This is a genomic window from Psychrobacter glacincola (assembly GCF_904846075.1).
In the GTDB taxonomy this organism is placed as follows: Bacteria; Pseudomonadota; Gammaproteobacteria; order Pseudomonadales; family Moraxellaceae; genus Psychrobacter; species Psychrobacter glacincola_C.
In genome coordinates this window covers 804,386-819,311 of the sequence record NZ_CAJGZH010000002.1, presented here as the reverse complement: position 1 = coordinate 819,311, position 14,926 = coordinate 804,386, and the positions used below count along the sequence as shown (strand labels likewise).

Genomic DNA, 14,926 nt, shown 5'->3' with positions numbered 1-14,926 from the left:
AGATAAATGATGTATAGCAATTTTTTATTAAAGAATATGCCACACAATAAGGGAATATTATGACGGATATGGCTAATATACCAGAGGGCGCGTTACATGGTATCAAAGTACTTGATTTGTCGAGAGTATTAGCAGGTCCTTCTTGTACTCAAATACTCGCTGATCTGGGCGCAGAAGTTATCAAGGTTGAGCGTCCACATATTGGTGATGAAACGCGTCATTGGGCGCCGCCCATATTTAGTGACAACACCTCCGCTTATTACGCCACGATTAATCGCAACAAAAAGTCACTCACGGTCGATATCACCACTGATGCAGGGCAGGCCATCATTAAGAAACTGGCCATTGATAGTGATATCTTGGTAGAAAATTTCAAAGTAGGCGGTTTAAAAAAATACGGCTTAGATTATGACAGTCTAAAACACGATAATCCACGTCTGATTTATGCGTCATTGACAGGGTTTGGTCAGACAGGGCCAGATGCCGCGCGCCCCGGTTACGATTATATTATTCAAGGGTTGTCAGGACTGATGAGTATCACGGGTCCGAGTGATGGTGAACCGCATAAAGTTGGCGTCGCAGTGGTCGATTTGTTTGCCGGGTTGCAGCTGACGATTGGTATTCAAGCGGCTTTGATTGCTCGTGAGTCTACTGGGTTAGGGCAACAGGTAGACGTAGCGCTATTAGACAGTGCGCTGGCAATGCTAGCCAATGTGGGTATGAACCATTTGGCATCAGGTAAAATCCCGCCCAGATTGGGCAATCAGCATCCAAACATTGTGCCTTATCAAGTGTTTGCTGGTCAGGGGAAGGCGCACTTTATCTTAGCGTGTGGGAATGATAGTCAGTTTGCCAAACTTTGTGATGTGCTTGCAGTTGATTGGCATATGGATGAGCGTTTTACGACCAATCCAGCTCGTGTGGCTCAGCGTGAGCTGCTGTGTGGTGAATTGAGTAAGAAATTTTCCGAGCAATCACGTACTTATTGGTTAGAGGTGTTGGATAAAGCGGGTATTCCTTGTGGGGCGATTCATAATGTCGCTGAAGCCTTGGCAATGCCACAAGCGCTGGCACGTGAGATGGTAATTGATTTTGCCAAACAAGGCAGCCCTGTTCGAGCACTTGGCAATCCGATTAAATTATCCGCCTCACCCGTCACTTATCGGTCACCGCCACCGAAGTTGAGCGAGCATACTGACAGCACGCTTACTGCTTTAGGCTATGACAGTGACATGATAGCCAAGCTTAAAGCCGATGGGATTGTTTAGTTAGGCATCAAGAAAAGCGCCATTGGAAAAAATGTTAAACAAAGGAATGTTAAGCATGAAGATATACAGCCATGAAAACCTAAGCCTGCACAGACCACTAACTTATTTCTCTTATGGAAAGATGCATGAGCCGTTAGAGATACCAGAGCGTATGGTTGAGTTCTTAAAAGCACCAGCAGCGTTAGGGTTAGAGGTGACGACCGCTACCGATATTGGCATTGGCCCTATATTAGCGGTTCACGACTTCGGTTATGTCGAGTTTCTTAAGCATGGCTATGATGAATGGATGGCAGTTGAAGAAGATCTAGGCGCGCAGGTACAGACGGGAATTTTTGTACCGTATGACAATCCCGGTATCGGTATCATGGCAAAAGCGGCAAAGTATCAAGCCGATGACAGTGCGCCCATTAGCGAGCACTCTTGGACCTCTATCTATTGGTCTGCGCAAACAGCATTAAATGCTGCTGAAGCTTTATTAAATAAAGAGGCATCAAACGTTAAGTGCACTCAAAATAATATACAGCTTTGCTTCTCACGGCCGCCTGGTCATCATGCTCGCAAAAGCGCCGCTGGCGGATTTTGCTATCTAAATAATGCAGCCATCATCGCCGAACATCTGCGGCAAAAATATGCAAAAATCGCCATCATAGACACCGACATGCATCACGGACAGGGTATCCAAGAGATATTTTATGATCGCAGCGATGTTCTTTATACCTCGGTTCACGGTGACCCCGTTAACTTCTATCCCGCAGTGACAGGGCATGCGTTTGAAAGAGGCGTGGGCGAGGGTGAAGGCTATAACATTAACTTCCCGATGCCACATGGCACCGATGAAGCTGGGTTTTTTGAGTATGTTGATAAATCTATTGAAGCGATGACGCTATTTGACCCTGATGTCATTGTTCATGTCTTAGGCTTTGATGTTTATGAAAATGACCCAGAAGCCAGATGTGCGGTCAGTACAGAAGGGTTTAAGGTGTTGGCACAAAAGATGAAAGCGCTAAATAAACCACTGATTGTTTTAGTCGAGGGCGGTTATTACTTGCAAAAGCTCAATGACAATTTGCAAGCATTTTTATCAGGGCTTATTTCAGAAGATTAACAGTTATCACCAAAATAACTGAAAGAGTGTGAAGTAAGCAAGAAACTAGCAGCGTTTTAACTTTATTTATTATCGATAAAACCCAAACGCTGCTCAATTTGCTGCGCCAATTCAATCAATACCGCGCTGACCTCAGCACGCTTGGACTCATATTCGCCTTGCAAAAAGCTAACCGCCATACCCGCAACGGCATTGCCTGACGCATTGCGAATATAAGTACCCAAACAATACATCCCTTCGCGAAGTTGCCCATCATCGAGTGAGATGCGACTGTTTTGAATGGCGGTCAACTCGGTGGACAAATCGCTAAAGTTATCAACACCGTGTTGGGTAATAGGTGCGGGGAAACCGGTAGCGTAGATAGATTTTATATTGTCCATAGAAAAGGTTGAGAGCATGGCTTTGCCCGTGGCAGAGAATACCGCTGGTACGCGAACACCAGCGCGAAAGGTAAAGCCAAGCGGGGCAGGCGCTTCATGACAGGCTAAAAACACCACTTCACCTAAATCAAGTTTAGATAAAGTAACTGTATGTTGAAGAAGAATCGGATACTGGACAATGAGGTCTTTAAATAACTGGATGACGCCTTGCTGCTGCTCATACTTACCCGCCCAATACATCAAATAAGAGCCTAAATGAAAGCGGCTATCGCTGTCTTTATAGATGACATGCTTGGTCAAAAGACTTTGCAGAATATTGTGGGTTGAGCTACGTGGTAGATTGAGCTCTTTCGCAATATGAGCTGCCGTTAAAGGCTGCGCACTGTCAGTAATTAAATCTAAAATCTGAAAGGTTTTGTCCAAGGCAGGAACGGCAGTTGAGCTCATAAGGAACCTATAAAAGTCAGTAAAATTGGGAAAATATAAAAATAACGCGATAAATCATCATTAAAATGAGAATAGGGGTTGCAAATGGCTGGCTATCATTCTTATAATGATGTCTCATATATAGAATAGATGTTCAGTATATTGAACACTTAACAAGTTATCAATAATTATTTAAATCATAACCTTCTATTTATTATTATTCACTTATCGCTATAAATCTGCGAATCCTATTTGCAAACCTCAATTGACAAGGAGCGTCACAATGTCACAACTGTCACAGTCTACGCTACAGCTATCGAACCCAGATCTACTTAAACAGCAGTGTTTCATCAAAGATGGCTGGCATGCCGCTAGTGATGAATCGACTATTGATGTGAGCAATCCTTTCAACGGCGATATCATCGGTACGGTACCAAGCCTGACAACCGACGATGTCAACGATTCGGTTGTGGCTTCTCATGAAGCCCAAATCACGTGGGCGGCCAAAACCCCAAAAGAGCGCGCTGAACTGCTACAAAAGTGGGCAGACCTTATCGATGCCAATAAAGAAGATTTGGCTATCATTATGACCGCTGAGCAAGGTAAACCTCTAACCGAGTCACGCGGTGAAGTGGGCTATGCCAATAGCTTTATCCGCTGGTTTGCCGAAGAAGGCAAGCGTGTTTATGGCGATGTTATCCCTGCCAATCAGTCACAACTGCGTCATGTGGTACTCAAGCAGCCCGTTGGTGTCTGTGCGGCGATCACGCCTTGGAATTTCCCAGCAGCGATGATTACCCGTAAAGCCGCACCAGCATTGGCAGCAGGCTGTACCATGATTATTAAACCTGCGACTGAAACGCCATTTTCTGCATTAGCACTTGCTGCACTGGCTGAGCAAGCAGGTATTCCAGCAGGCGTTATCCAAGTAGTGACGGGCAAATCATCAACTATCGGCGATATCCTAACGGGCGATGCACGTATTCATAAGCTTTCATTCACAGGCTCTACCGAAGTCGGTCGTACCTTGATGGCTCAATGTGCGACAACCATCAAAAAACTGTCATTAGAGCTGGGCGGTAATGCGCCATTTATCGTCTTTGATGACGCTGATCTGGAAAAAGCGGCTGAAGGCTTAATTGCTTCTAAATATCGTAACGCTGGTCAAACTTGTGTTTGTGCCAACCGTGTCTATGTGCAAGATAGCATTAAAGATGAATTCCTAGATGTGTTTGTGAAAAAAGTCGCTGAATTAAATGTTGGCAACGGCATGGATGAAGGCGTGGATATTGGTCCTTTGATTAATCAAAAGGCGCTAGAAAAAGTGCAAGCGCTACTTAAAGATGCTTTAGACAAAGGCGCGACGCTTATCGCTGGCGGCAGCACCAATGACGCCTCAGAGCTGACTTACAATCCAACGGTCATTACCGATATCAGTGCTGAGATGGATATCGCGCACGAAGAAATCTTTGGCCCTATTGCGACGATCTTTACCTTTAAAGATGAAGCAGACGTTATTCGTCAGGCCAACGACACGATTTATGGCTTGGCTGCCTATTTCTACAGTGGCAGTTATGCACGCTCATGGCGCGTTACCGAAGGTCTTGAGTATGGCATTATTGGTCATAATACTGGGCTTATTTCTACTGAAGTCGCCCCATTTGGCGGTGTTAAGCAGTCTGGCTTTGGCCGCGAAGGCTCAAAATACGGCATCGAAGAATATGTCGTGACCAAATACTGGTGTTCTGACGTCAGCTAATCGTTTAGCGACATGCGCTCTCTTTTAAGGTTTTAATTGTCACACCGTATCGAACGGGATTCAGCACCATGAATCCCCTCTATAGCTAGCAACTAATAATTGTTAACTATTAGATAAACCATTCCTCAAAACCGCCATTCAATCATTGGCACTTATGTTAAAAATAAAGAAAAGGACATTCCCATGACGACTACCAATAAATCACTACTTGAGCGCCGTAAAGCTGTGTTACCAACAGGACTTGGCGTTGCCTATCCCATCTTTGCAGAAAAAGCCAAAAACTCAGAAGTTTGGGATGTTGAAGGCAATCGTTATATTGACTTCGTTGGTGGTATCTCAGTACTGAATACTGGTCACAGCCATCCAAAAATCACCCAGCGCGTGCATGAGCAACTTGACAAGTTTACCCATACTGCGGCGCAAATGATCAACTACGAATGCTATGTGGATCTTGCCGAAAAACTTTGTGAAAAAGCCCCTATCAGCGGTGAGAAAAAAGCCTTCTTTTTAACGACTGGTGCAGAAGCCGTCGAAAACTGTATCAAGATTGCTCGTGCGAAAACTGGTCGCCCAGGTATCATCTCTTTCGTTGGTGGTTGGCACGGTCGTACTTTAATGTGCATGAGTTTGACAGGTAAAGTGCTGCCGTACAAAAAGAACTTTGGTCCAATGCCAGGCCCTGTATTCCATGCGCTATTCCCAGCTGAAGAGTTGAATGTCACAGAAGCACAAGCGCTGCATAGCCTTGAGATGATTTTCCAAGCGGATATCGATCCTAGCGAAGTGGCGGCGATGATTATCGAGCCAGTACAAGGCGAGGGCGGTTTCCATCAAGTCACCCCATCATTTGCCAAATCTCTACGCGATATCTGCGACGAACATGGCATTGTCTTGATTTTTGATGAAGTGCAGTGTGGTTTTGCCCGTACGGGTACGTTGTTTGCCACCGAGCAGTTGGGTGTTGAGCCTGACTTAATGACCAGTGCCAAGAGCTTGGCGGGTGGTTATCCTATCTCTGCGGTTATCGGTCGCGCTGATATCATGGATGCGCCGCAAGTCGGCGGTTTGGGCGGTACATACTCTGGTAACCCACTGGCTTGTGTGGCTGCACTCGCTGTCATGGAAGTCATCGAAGAAGAAAACCTACTTGAGCGCAGTATTGAGATTGGCGACAAAATCGAAGCTTTCTTAAAGGGCTTAAACTTAAGCAGTATCGGTCATATTCGCCATAAAGGCGCCATGCTCGCGTTTGAATTAATCGATAGTGATGGCAAGCCTGATGTGGAAGCAACTACTAACCTAAAAGCAAAGTCATTTGAGCAAGGTTTATTATTAGCGTCTTGCGGTATGTATGGCAATGCCATTCGCGTGATGGTGCCATTGACGGTTGAAGATGAAGTGCTCCAAGAAGGTCTAGATATTATCAAAGGTATCCTAACCGCTTAATAAGTATTCAATATTTATTTATAGTGAAATACATCACTTTTAATCAAGCCTCGATCTTGGTTAAAAGGCTATCTCTAATAGCACAGCAAGATTGCCCATATGGCACTCGCTTTGAGTACATTTTTTACAACGGCGCCTTGCAAGTCAAGACGCCGTTGCTGTTTGTACTATTTGAATATGAAACAGGTAGTGCCTAACAGCTTGGATCAAAAGGTATATATGATAATTATGATGGGTACTATCCCACTAAACAAAAAATAGTGTGACCGTCAAGGGTTAACACGGATGACACACAGACAAGGAGCAGGTTATGTCTGAATTAAAGAAATCGTTAGGGACGCTAGATATTATCGCCTTAGCATTCGGTGCTATGGTTGGTTGGGGCTGGGTAGTCTTGGCTGGTGGTTGGATTTTATCTGCGGGGACGTGGGGCGCAATGCTGGCGTTCTTGATAGGCGGCTTGGCAGTGATACTGATTGGTGTGACTTATGCCGAGCTTGCCGCATCGATGCCGATTACGGGCGGTGAGCATACCTATACGCATAGAGCACTGGGGGTAAATGTCTCCTTTATCTGCTCATGGAGTATTTTATTTGGGTATTTTTCGGTGGTCGCGTTTGAGGCGGTTGCCTTGCCGACAGTCGTAGAGTATTTTATCCCCAATTACAATCAAGGGTATCTCTGGACCATCGCTGGTTGGGATGTTTACGCCACTTGGGTGGGCGTTGGGATGCTGGGCTCAGTCATCGTCACTTGGCTAAATATCCGCGGTATGGAAGTCAGTGCGTGGTTCCAAAAGACGGCCGTATTGGGCATCTTATTTGTGGGTACGTTGCTGTTCATTGGCGCAGTCATGTTTAATCCTGAAGGCTCAAACTCAGTACAAGCGCCTGCATTCATCGGTGGTATTGGCGGTATGATGGCCGTTATTGTCATGGTGCCGTTTATGTTTGTCGGCTTTGATGTTATTCCGCAAGCGGCAGAAGAAATTGATCTGACTCGTCCTAATATTGGTAAGTTTTTGATTTTATCGATTGTCGTTGCGGTAATGTGGTACGTGGGTATCGCTTGGAGTGTTGGCACGACCTTGCCACTCTTACAAGCCGAAAACTCAACGCTCGCCACTGCGGATGCGATGACCAATGCTTGGCATGGCAAGTGGGCAGGTATTTTATTAGTCATTGGTGGGGTACTGGGTATTTTATCAAGTTGGAATGCCTTCTTGATTGGTGGTAGCCGACTACTTTATGCCATGTCAAAAGCACGTATGTTGCCCGCATTTTTAAGCAAGCTGCACCCAAAGTATAAGACGCCGTCGAATGCCATTTTATTGATCGGTGGCTTGGCGACACTAGCACCTTTGTTTGGTCGTAAAATGCTGGTTTGGATTGTCGATGCTGGTGGCTTTGGTATCGTTATTGCTTATACCTGTGTCGCTATCTCATTCTTAGTACTTCGCTACCGCGAGCCTGATATGGTACGCCCATTTAGAATACCAGCAGGTAAGCTCGTTGGCATGGTCACGATTGCGCTAAGTTTTGGAATACTCATGCTGTATATGCCAGGTATGCCATCCGCACTAACCTCTATCGAGTGGTGGATTTTCTTTGGCTGGACAGTCTTAGGTATTGCGTTATATGGCTATGCAAGGGTGAAGTATCCAGGTATTAGCGAGTCAATTATGGCAGAAGAGTTACGTGAATTAAAAATCGTCAATCAGTTGTGGTTAAAAGATAATCCACCTAAGCAATAGTTTTTTCGATGGATTATTTTTAATAAAATTGTCCTACAAAAAAAGCCTAACAGTCAATGTTAGGCTTTTTATTTTTCTAAAAATGACTCTATCGATTACGACTTATCACGAATCAATTTATAATTTAAAAACTCAGTGATACCAAGGGTGCCAAGCTCGCGACCAAATCCTGAGCGTTTGACGCCGCCAAACGGGGTATTGGCTTCGCTACCAGAAGGCGCATTGATAGTGACCATACCGACTTCTAATTTGTCAGCAATCTCAGCGGCTAGCGCAGCATCTTGCGTTTGAATAGAAGCGCCCAGTCCGAAAGGCACATCATTAGCTATCTTGATGGCATGATCGATATCACAAGCTTTGTAGACGACTGCCACAGGACCAAATAGCTCCTCACGATAAACATCCATGGACTCAGTTACATCTGTCAATACCGCAGGCTTAAACCACGCACCCGGCTTGTCTTTGACCATGCCGCCTTCGACCAATACGGTTGCGCCTGCTTGAATGGCGCTATCGAGCTGTTCTTGCAAGTTAAATGCGGCTGCCTTTGAAGACATTGGACCAATGAAGGTATCTTCATCAAGTGGATTAGCAAGTGTCATGTTACTGACGGCATTAGTAAACCCTTCAACGAATTTATCATAAACAGATTCGACGACGATAAGGCGTTTGGCAGCATTACACGCTTGTCCTGTATTGCCAAAACGACCAGAAACAGCCCCTTTTATAGCTTGTTCGATATCCGCATCAGCTGCAACGATAAAGGCGTCTGAACCGCCAAGCTCTAGCACGACTTTTTTCAGCGCGCCGCCTGCTATTTTAGCAACTGCTTGCCCAGCTCGCTCTGAACCTGTTAGCGAAACGCCTTGTACGCGGTTGTCTTCGATGATTGTTGCCGCTTGCTCATTGGTAGCAAACACATTGTTATAGACACCCTCAGGTAAGCCGGCATCTTTTAGGATATCAGCGATGGCTTCTGCAGTCTTAGGACATTGCGGTGCATGCTTTAGAATAACGGTATTGCCCGCCATAAAGTTTGGCGCGACAAAACGTGCCACTTGATAGTGCGGGTAGTTCCACGGCATGATACCTAATAGAGCGCCCACAGGACGTTTTTCTATCGAAGCTGACCCTGAGTCAACATCAATGGTACTGGGTGCTAGTAGCTGCTCAGCGTTGTCTGCATAGTAGCGATAGATATCGGCAACTAGACCGATTTCACCTTTTGCTTGTGCAACGGGCTTGCCCATCTCATTGGCGACGATTCGAGCCAACTCGTCTTGACGTTCAAGATAGATATCGGCAATTTTATGAAGTATGGCACTGCGTTCATCCAATGAAACCTGACGCCAATCTTGATAAGCGGTATCGGCTTGTGCAATAGCGTTCTGGATGTCCTGCTCAGTTGCCGTAGGGTAGGTGGCTTCTACTTCGCCAGTGGCTGGGTTATTAACTTGATAATCGCTCATAGCTATGTCCTTTTTTAAAATATTATTGGGTTCAAAATCCATTTGGGTCTATATTTTTATGCGGGTGTTTTTAATTGATGATTTTAGTTAATGCTTTTAATTGATGATTTTGGCTGCTGCTGAGTAACACAGTGAATATTACCACCGCCAAAGACAATCTCCTTTGTGCGTACTCCCACTACTTGATGCTGAGGAAATACTTTTTCAAGCTGCTCGATGGCTAATGAATCATTTTCATCATCATATTGCGGTACGATGATAGCCTCATTACAAATTAAAAAATTGGCATACGAGGCGATACAAACATCACCAGTCTGACGCGCCTTGGCATCATCAGATTGTTCAATATCATAGTTCTCAGGTAAAGTAACAGGTTGCTCAGTACAGCAAAGCTTATGGACTTTTAGGCGGCGACCTTTTGCATCCGTCATATTTGAGAGCTGCTCATAGGCCTTTTGCGTTGCTTCATAAAACGGATGCTCAGAATCATCAGTGTATAAACAAACCACTTCACCAGGGCGCACAAAGCAGGCAATATCATCAATATGACCAGTGGTTTCGTCAGGATCGATACCGTCATCAATCCACAGTACTTTTTGCACATTGAGATAGGCTTTTAACGTGTCTTCAATTTGATCTTTGGTTAGGTGCGGGTTACGTCCAGGACTGAGCAAACACATACGTGTGGTCAGAACCGTGCCTTCACCATCGACATGAAATGCACCGCCTTCCATCACAAAGTCATCCGTTCGATAGCGTTTGATATCTAGATGGTCACACAAGCGTTTAGCCAGCTTATCATCGTCATCCCACGGCGAGTATAGCCCGTCATAGTCGCCGCCCCATGCATTGAATGTCCAATCACAAGCGCGTAGCTCACCTTTATCATGGATTAAAAATGTCGGCACAGTATCACGCGCCCACGCATCGTTACTTGGCATTGATATGACGTCGATATCATCGGGTAAGCTGTCACGGCATGATTGATAATTATCAGGATTGACCAGTACACCAACCTCACAAAATCTGTTGATTGCCAATGCGACATCAGCATAAGCTTTCTGAGCAGGAGCGGCTTGTTGTCGCCAGTTATCAGCACGGTATGGCCATACCATCCATATTTTTTGTATAGGCTCAAATTCTGCTGGCATATAAAAGCCGTCTTGTTGTGGTGTTGAGCCAGTGATTGATTGGTTCGGTAATAATGACATATAGAGCACCTTATTTGACGATAGCGCGAGTGAGCTTGCTTGTTAACAAACTTTATCCATGAGTCAGCAACGTGCCATACATCGATGGACGACGATCACGGAAAACGCCCCATTGCTGACGTTCGATAGCCAGTTGATCTAAGTCAAAAGTCGTACTAAGTATCTCTCCTTTGTCTTTAGATGCTTCTTGGATGATCTCACCGCGGCCATCCGTGATAAACGAGCCACCATAAAACTGCATGGTACTGTCGCTGCCATTTTGGCTGATGGTTTCAGTGCCAATACGATTGGCTGCTACGACTGGCATGAGATTAGCGGCAGCATGACCTTGCATACAGCGCTGCCAATGACCTTTTGAGTCGATGTCCAATATTGGCTCATCACCAATCGCAGTCGGATAAAACAGTATTTCTGCACCCATTAATGCCATGCTACGAGCACACTCAGGGAACCATTGATCCCAGCAAATACCGACACCGATTTTGGCATACTTTGTTTGCCAAACCTTGAATCCTGTGTCGCCGGGGGTAAAGTAGAATTTTTCGGCATAAGGAATGCCATCTGGTATGTGCGTTTTACGATAAGTGCCAAGTATCTCGCCATCGGCATCAATCACGGTCACGCTATTAAAAAAGGTATTGCCTGATTTTTCATAAAAGCTAATCGGTAATACCACTTCTAAGTCTTTAGCCAACTGTTTGAAGTGATTGATGGCCGCATTATCCTCAACTGCGGTCGCAAGGGTAAAGTAATCAAAGTCATGAACTTGGCAGAAGTAAGGCGTCTCAAACAACTCTTGTAGCAAAATGATATTGGCACCCGCTTTGGCGGCTTTGGTGACCAAGTCAGTAGCAGTGGCAATATTTTGTTGTATATCCCAACCACATGCCATTTGAGTCGTAGCAACGGTAACATTGCGCATGATCTAAATCCTTATCGTATTTATTAGTGAGTACCACATAAAAAGGCTGTTTTTATTGATTAACGAACCATCTCTCATTGCCCGTTAGTCAATGATTACAATAATAATGTTAAGGTTGGCTTAAGCCATCATATAACCCAATCCTAAGAAGGTGACGACGGATAAGCCCGCACCGAGCATGGCATAGGGGAACTGGGTAAAGGCATGCTGCATAGGGGAGCAGCCAGCACCTTGCGCGGCAAGTAGCGATGAATCACTAAAGAAGCAAGCATGGCTACCAAATGAAGAAGCCGATAACAATGCGCCAATCATAAGGGGAGTGCTAACGCCTAGTGCAATAGAAATTGGAAAGACAATCGGCATGGCAAGGACATACAAACCCCAGCTTGAGGATGTGGCAAAAGTTAAAAAAGCCATGACGGCAAAAATGACGGCAGGGAAAATAATAATGGTCATATAAGGCGTGATAGCTTCAATCACATATGAGGTCATACCAAGCTCATCATTGATGGCTTTTAAGAAAAAACCACCGATGACGGTTGAGAGCGGATAAAGCATGACTTTAAAGCCTTTAAAGATGGCTTCAACTTGCGTCTCAAAACTTAAAATGCCTTGCATCCAATAGACAACGACGGTCACAAAACAGGTCAATAATGCACCGCGTAATAGATCGATTTCGAAGTAAACCGTCGAGACAATTAACAAAATCATTGGGAAAGCAAAGTTTGCGATATTGGCTTTGAACGATAGTTTACGTTTGGCTTGGACGTTTGAGATCAGTTGCTCTTCGACAAAGGCTTCAGGAACAGGATTACCCGCTTTGGCGCGTGCCTCGGCTTTTTTCATCGGACCCCAGTCACCCAAAATGCCATACGCGACCAAAAATACAATCAAAAGTGCAAACCAAGCATATGCCATATAAGGAATCGCGCTGATATAAAGCCCAATACCTTCACCATCGCCAGCCACGCCATTTTCTTCTAAAAGACCGGCAAAGTAGACCGCCCAAGTAGAAATAGGCACGATAATACACATCGGTGCGGCGGTTGAATCGACAATATAAGCAAGCTTCTCACGAGAAACGTTATAGACGTCAGTGAGTTTTTTGACGGAGGTTGATACGGCTAGACAGTTCAAATAGTCATCAATGAAAACCACCACGCCCAAAGCAAAGGTGGCCAACAATGACTGACGGCGCGACTTAATGATTTTTTGTAGCCATTCACTAAAGCCATCTAGACACCCACTAATCTCAAGCAGTTGAATGAGACCACCCATCAGACCGCAGACCAGAACAATCCAAATAATGGTCTCATTACCCAGCACCATCGACATGTTGTCTGCAAAAGGGGAGACCAAATCAAAAGGGTTGAGCATCACAAGGCCAGCGACACAGCCTGCGATCATGGATTCAAATGGTCGCCTAGAGACAATGGCAGTGACTAATACTAGTAATGTTGGTAGTAAAGATAAGGCGCCCCAAGATTGGTCTGGGGCACGGCTGGTAGATAGCCAAGCAAAAGCCAGATAGATGACGACGGCTACTATGACGGTGAGAAATACTCGCTTATTATGATACTGTCCTTCGACAGCATCATTGAGCTTCATGTTCATATTTACGCTCCCTGTAAAACCTCATTGTTTTTTTAAACAAGCTCTATTCTATGGTTGACGCGCGACAGACAGTAGCGAATCAACTGTCTATCGCGCCCTATCACAACAATCCGTTGCTATGATAGGTGACTGTAACGACCGCTTTTAAAATAAAAATACTTTATTAAATGTTTATTATTCAAAGCTTTTATGCGTTTACATGCCAGTGGTATCTTTTAGCGCATACCACCATGAGCCCATGACAGAGTAAGGCACACGTAGGGCTCGACCACCTGGGAACGGAATCCAAGGAATTTGTGCAAAAGCATCGAACTCTTTGGTTTTACCATTGATGGCATCGGCTAATATTTGTCCAAATAGATGCGAGCCTGTCACGCCATGACCACTATAGCCATGGGCGAAGTATACTCGCTCATGTAGTTTGCCCATTTGTGGTACGCGGGAAAAAGACAACGCAAAGTTACCACTCCACGCATAGTCGATTTTGACGTCACGTAGCTCTGGGAATATCCTATTCATATTTGGTCGGATTTTAGCTGTGATATCAGCGGGGTCTTGACCACCGTAGACCGTACCGCCACCAAATAACATGCGCTTATCTGCTGACAGGCGATAGTAATCAAGAATATAGCGTACGTCCTCAACACAGACGTCGGTTGGGAGGAGCTGATCTGCTAAATCACCTAATGGCTCGGTGGCGATAATCTGAGTCGATACGGGCATGACACGGTCAGTCAGTTTTGGGATGACTTTATTGAGATAGGCATTGCCGCACAGCACCGCCTGCTTACAAGTTACGGTGCCAAACTCTGTGATGACTTTGATAGCATCGTCAGCATACTCAATATCAACCACTAAGGTGTTTTCATAAATGGTGCCGCCGCCTTGCTCAATGGCAGATGCTTCACCTAGGGCAAGATTTAGTGGATGAAAGTGTCCACCAGAGTGATCGATGACTCCGCCCACATAGGCATCTGATTTTATATGCTCTTGGATACCGCGCTTATCGAGCATTTCTCGATCATGCATACCATGGCTCTCCCACAGTGCATGCGTTTCTTGCAAGTCTTTTAGCTGTCCATTATTTAATGCCGCAAAGATGTTTTTTTCTTTAAGATCACAGTTGATATCGTAATCTCTAATAAAACGACGAATGATTTTGCCACCGCGGGTCACGAGTTGACCGACGAAGTTTGCATTTTCTTGACCATAAGACTTTTTGATTTTTTGTAGGCTGGCATTTAGACCATTGACGATTTGACCGCCATTACGCCCTGATGCGCCCCAACCAATTTGCGCGCCTTCTAAAACCACGACTTCATGATCGGTTTCAATGAGATGCAGGGCAGTGGATAAACCGCTATAGCCGCCACCAACCACACATATTTCCACTTGGATATCATTCTTTAGCGTTGGTCTATCCGGCTTAGGATTACGACTGGCTGCATAATAGCTATCAGGATATTGCCCTTTGTCTGAATAATGCGGGATATTGCGCGTGTTATTCGAGGATAGGTTTTGGTTCGTTCCTGCATTGCCGTTTAAATTGCTACTTGAGTTGCTATTTGACATA

11 protein-coding genes are annotated in these 14,926 nt (G+C 45.1%); 5 read left to right on the top strand and 6 right to left on the bottom strand.

The window, feature by feature from the left end; all coding sequences use genetic code 11:
* Positions 1-59 precede the first annotated feature (59 nt).
* Positions 60-1,268: a CaiB/BaiF CoA transferase family protein gene (locus tag JMW85_RS09560; RefSeq protein ID WP_201581597.1), complete on the top strand. Its 1,209-nt coding sequence runs from the start codon at positions 60-62 to the stop codon at positions 1,266-1,268.
* Between the two features lie 55 nt (positions 1,269-1,323).
* Positions 1,324-2,373 (top strand): histone deacetylase family protein, encoded by a 1,050-nt coding sequence (locus JMW85_RS09555; RefSeq protein ID WP_201581596.1) that lies wholly within the window; start codon positions 1,324-1,326, stop codon positions 2,371-2,373.
* 62 nt (positions 2,374-2,435) lie between these two features.
* Here the strand turns inward: JMW85_RS09555 and JMW85_RS09550 are convergent, their stop codons facing one another.
* Positions 2,436-3,200 carry an IclR family transcriptional regulator gene (locus JMW85_RS09550; RefSeq protein ID WP_201554193.1) on the bottom strand — a complete coding sequence of 255 codons (765 nt, stop codon included), beginning with the start codon at positions 3,198-3,200 and terminating at the stop codon, positions 2,436-2,438.
* A gap of 262 nt (positions 3,201-3,462) precedes the next feature.
* Here JMW85_RS09550 and JMW85_RS09545 point away from each other — a divergent pair, with 262 nt between their 5' ends.
* From JMW85_RS09545 to JMW85_RS09535, 3 genes are all read left to right on the top strand, one after another.
* Positions 3,463-4,938: an NAD-dependent succinate-semialdehyde dehydrogenase gene (locus tag JMW85_RS09545; RefSeq protein WP_201581595.1), complete on the top strand. Its 1,476-nt coding sequence runs from the start codon at positions 3,463-3,465 to the stop codon at positions 4,936-4,938.
* Positions 4,939-5,121: 183 nt separating this feature from the next.
* A complete protein-coding gene (gabT, locus tag JMW85_RS09540) occupies positions 5,122-6,384 on the top strand; it encodes a 4-aminobutyrate--2-oxoglutarate transaminase (protein WP_193837042.1) in 1,263 nt (420 codons plus the stop codon).
* Between the two features lie 310 nt (positions 6,385-6,694).
* Positions 6,695-8,137, top strand: coding sequence for an APC family permease (locus JMW85_RS09535; protein ID WP_201581594.1), 1,443 nt, complete (start codon positions 6,695-6,697; stop codon positions 8,135-8,137).
* A gap of 95 nt (positions 8,138-8,232) precedes the next feature.
* Here the strand turns inward: JMW85_RS09535 and JMW85_RS09530 are convergent, their stop codons facing one another.
* From JMW85_RS09530 to JMW85_RS09510, 5 genes are all read right to left on the bottom strand, one after another.
* Positions 8,233-9,606, bottom strand: coding sequence for an NAD-dependent succinate-semialdehyde dehydrogenase (locus JMW85_RS09530; RefSeq protein ID WP_201581593.1), 1,374 nt, complete (start codon positions 9,604-9,606; stop codon positions 8,233-8,235).
* A gap of 83 nt (positions 9,607-9,689) precedes the next feature.
* Positions 9,690-10,817, bottom strand: a complete 1,128-nt coding sequence (gene aguA, locus JMW85_RS09525) for an agmatine deiminase (protein WP_201581592.1) — start codon at positions 10,815-10,817, stop codon at positions 9,690-9,692.
* A gap of 52 nt (positions 10,818-10,869) precedes the next feature.
* Positions 10,870-11,739: an N-carbamoylputrescine amidase gene (gene aguB / locus JMW85_RS09520; RefSeq protein ID WP_227681775.1), complete on the bottom strand. Its 870-nt coding sequence runs from the start codon at positions 11,737-11,739 to the stop codon at positions 10,870-10,872.
* Between the two features lie 120 nt (positions 11,740-11,859).
* Complete coding sequence (locus tag JMW85_RS09515) at positions 11,860-13,353, bottom strand: Na+/H+ antiporter NhaC family protein (RefSeq protein WP_020443104.1); 1,494 nt, start codon at positions 13,351-13,353, stop codon at positions 11,860-11,862.
* A 195-nt stretch (positions 13,354-13,548) separates the two neighbouring features.
* On the bottom strand, positions 13,549-14,925 hold the full coding sequence (locus JMW85_RS09510; protein WP_227681773.1) for an NAD(P)/FAD-dependent oxidoreductase: 1,377 nt from the start codon (positions 14,923-14,925) through the stop codon (positions 13,549-13,551).
* Between the last annotated feature and the right edge of the window lies 1 nt (position 14,926).

Excerpts from the sequence above, each read along its gene's own strand:
- JMW85_RS09530 (WP_201581593.1), bottom strand. The coding sequence starts at position 9,606 with ATGAGCGATTATCAAGTTAATAACCCAGCCACTGGCGAAGTAGAAGCC.
- JMW85_RS09535 (WP_201581594.1), top strand. The coding sequence starts at position 6,695 with ATGTCTGAATTAAAGAAATCGTTAGGGACGCTAGATATTATCGCCTTA.
- gabT (WP_193837042.1), top strand. The coding sequence starts at position 5,122 with ATGACGACTACCAATAAATCACTACTTGAGCGCCGTAAAGCTGTGTTA.
- JMW85_RS09510 (WP_227681773.1), bottom strand. The coding sequence starts at position 14,925 with ATGTCAAATAGCAACTCAAGTAGCAATTTAAACGGCAATGCAGGAACG.
- JMW85_RS09560 (WP_201581597.1), top strand. The coding sequence starts at position 60 with ATGACGGATATGGCTAATATACCAGAGGGCGCGTTACATGGTATCAAA.
- JMW85_RS09515 (WP_020443104.1), bottom strand. The coding sequence starts at position 13,353 with ATGAACATGAAGCTCAATGATGCTGTCGAAGGACAGTATCATAATAAG.
- JMW85_RS09550 (WP_201554193.1), bottom strand. The coding sequence starts at position 3,200 with ATGAGCTCAACTGCCGTTCCTGCCTTGGACAAAACCTTTCAGATTTTA.
- JMW85_RS09555 (WP_201581596.1), top strand. The coding sequence starts at position 1,324 with ATGAAGATATACAGCCATGAAAACCTAAGCCTGCACAGACCACTAACT.
- JMW85_RS09545 (WP_201581595.1), top strand. The coding sequence starts at position 3,463 with ATGTCACAACTGTCACAGTCTACGCTACAGCTATCGAACCCAGATCTA.
- aguB (WP_227681775.1), bottom strand. The coding sequence starts at position 11,739 with ATGCGCAATGTTACCGTTGCTACGACTCAAATGGCATGTGGTTGGGAT.
- aguA (WP_201581592.1), bottom strand. The coding sequence starts at position 10,817 with ATGTCATTATTACCGAACCAATCAATCACTGGCTCAACACCACAACAA.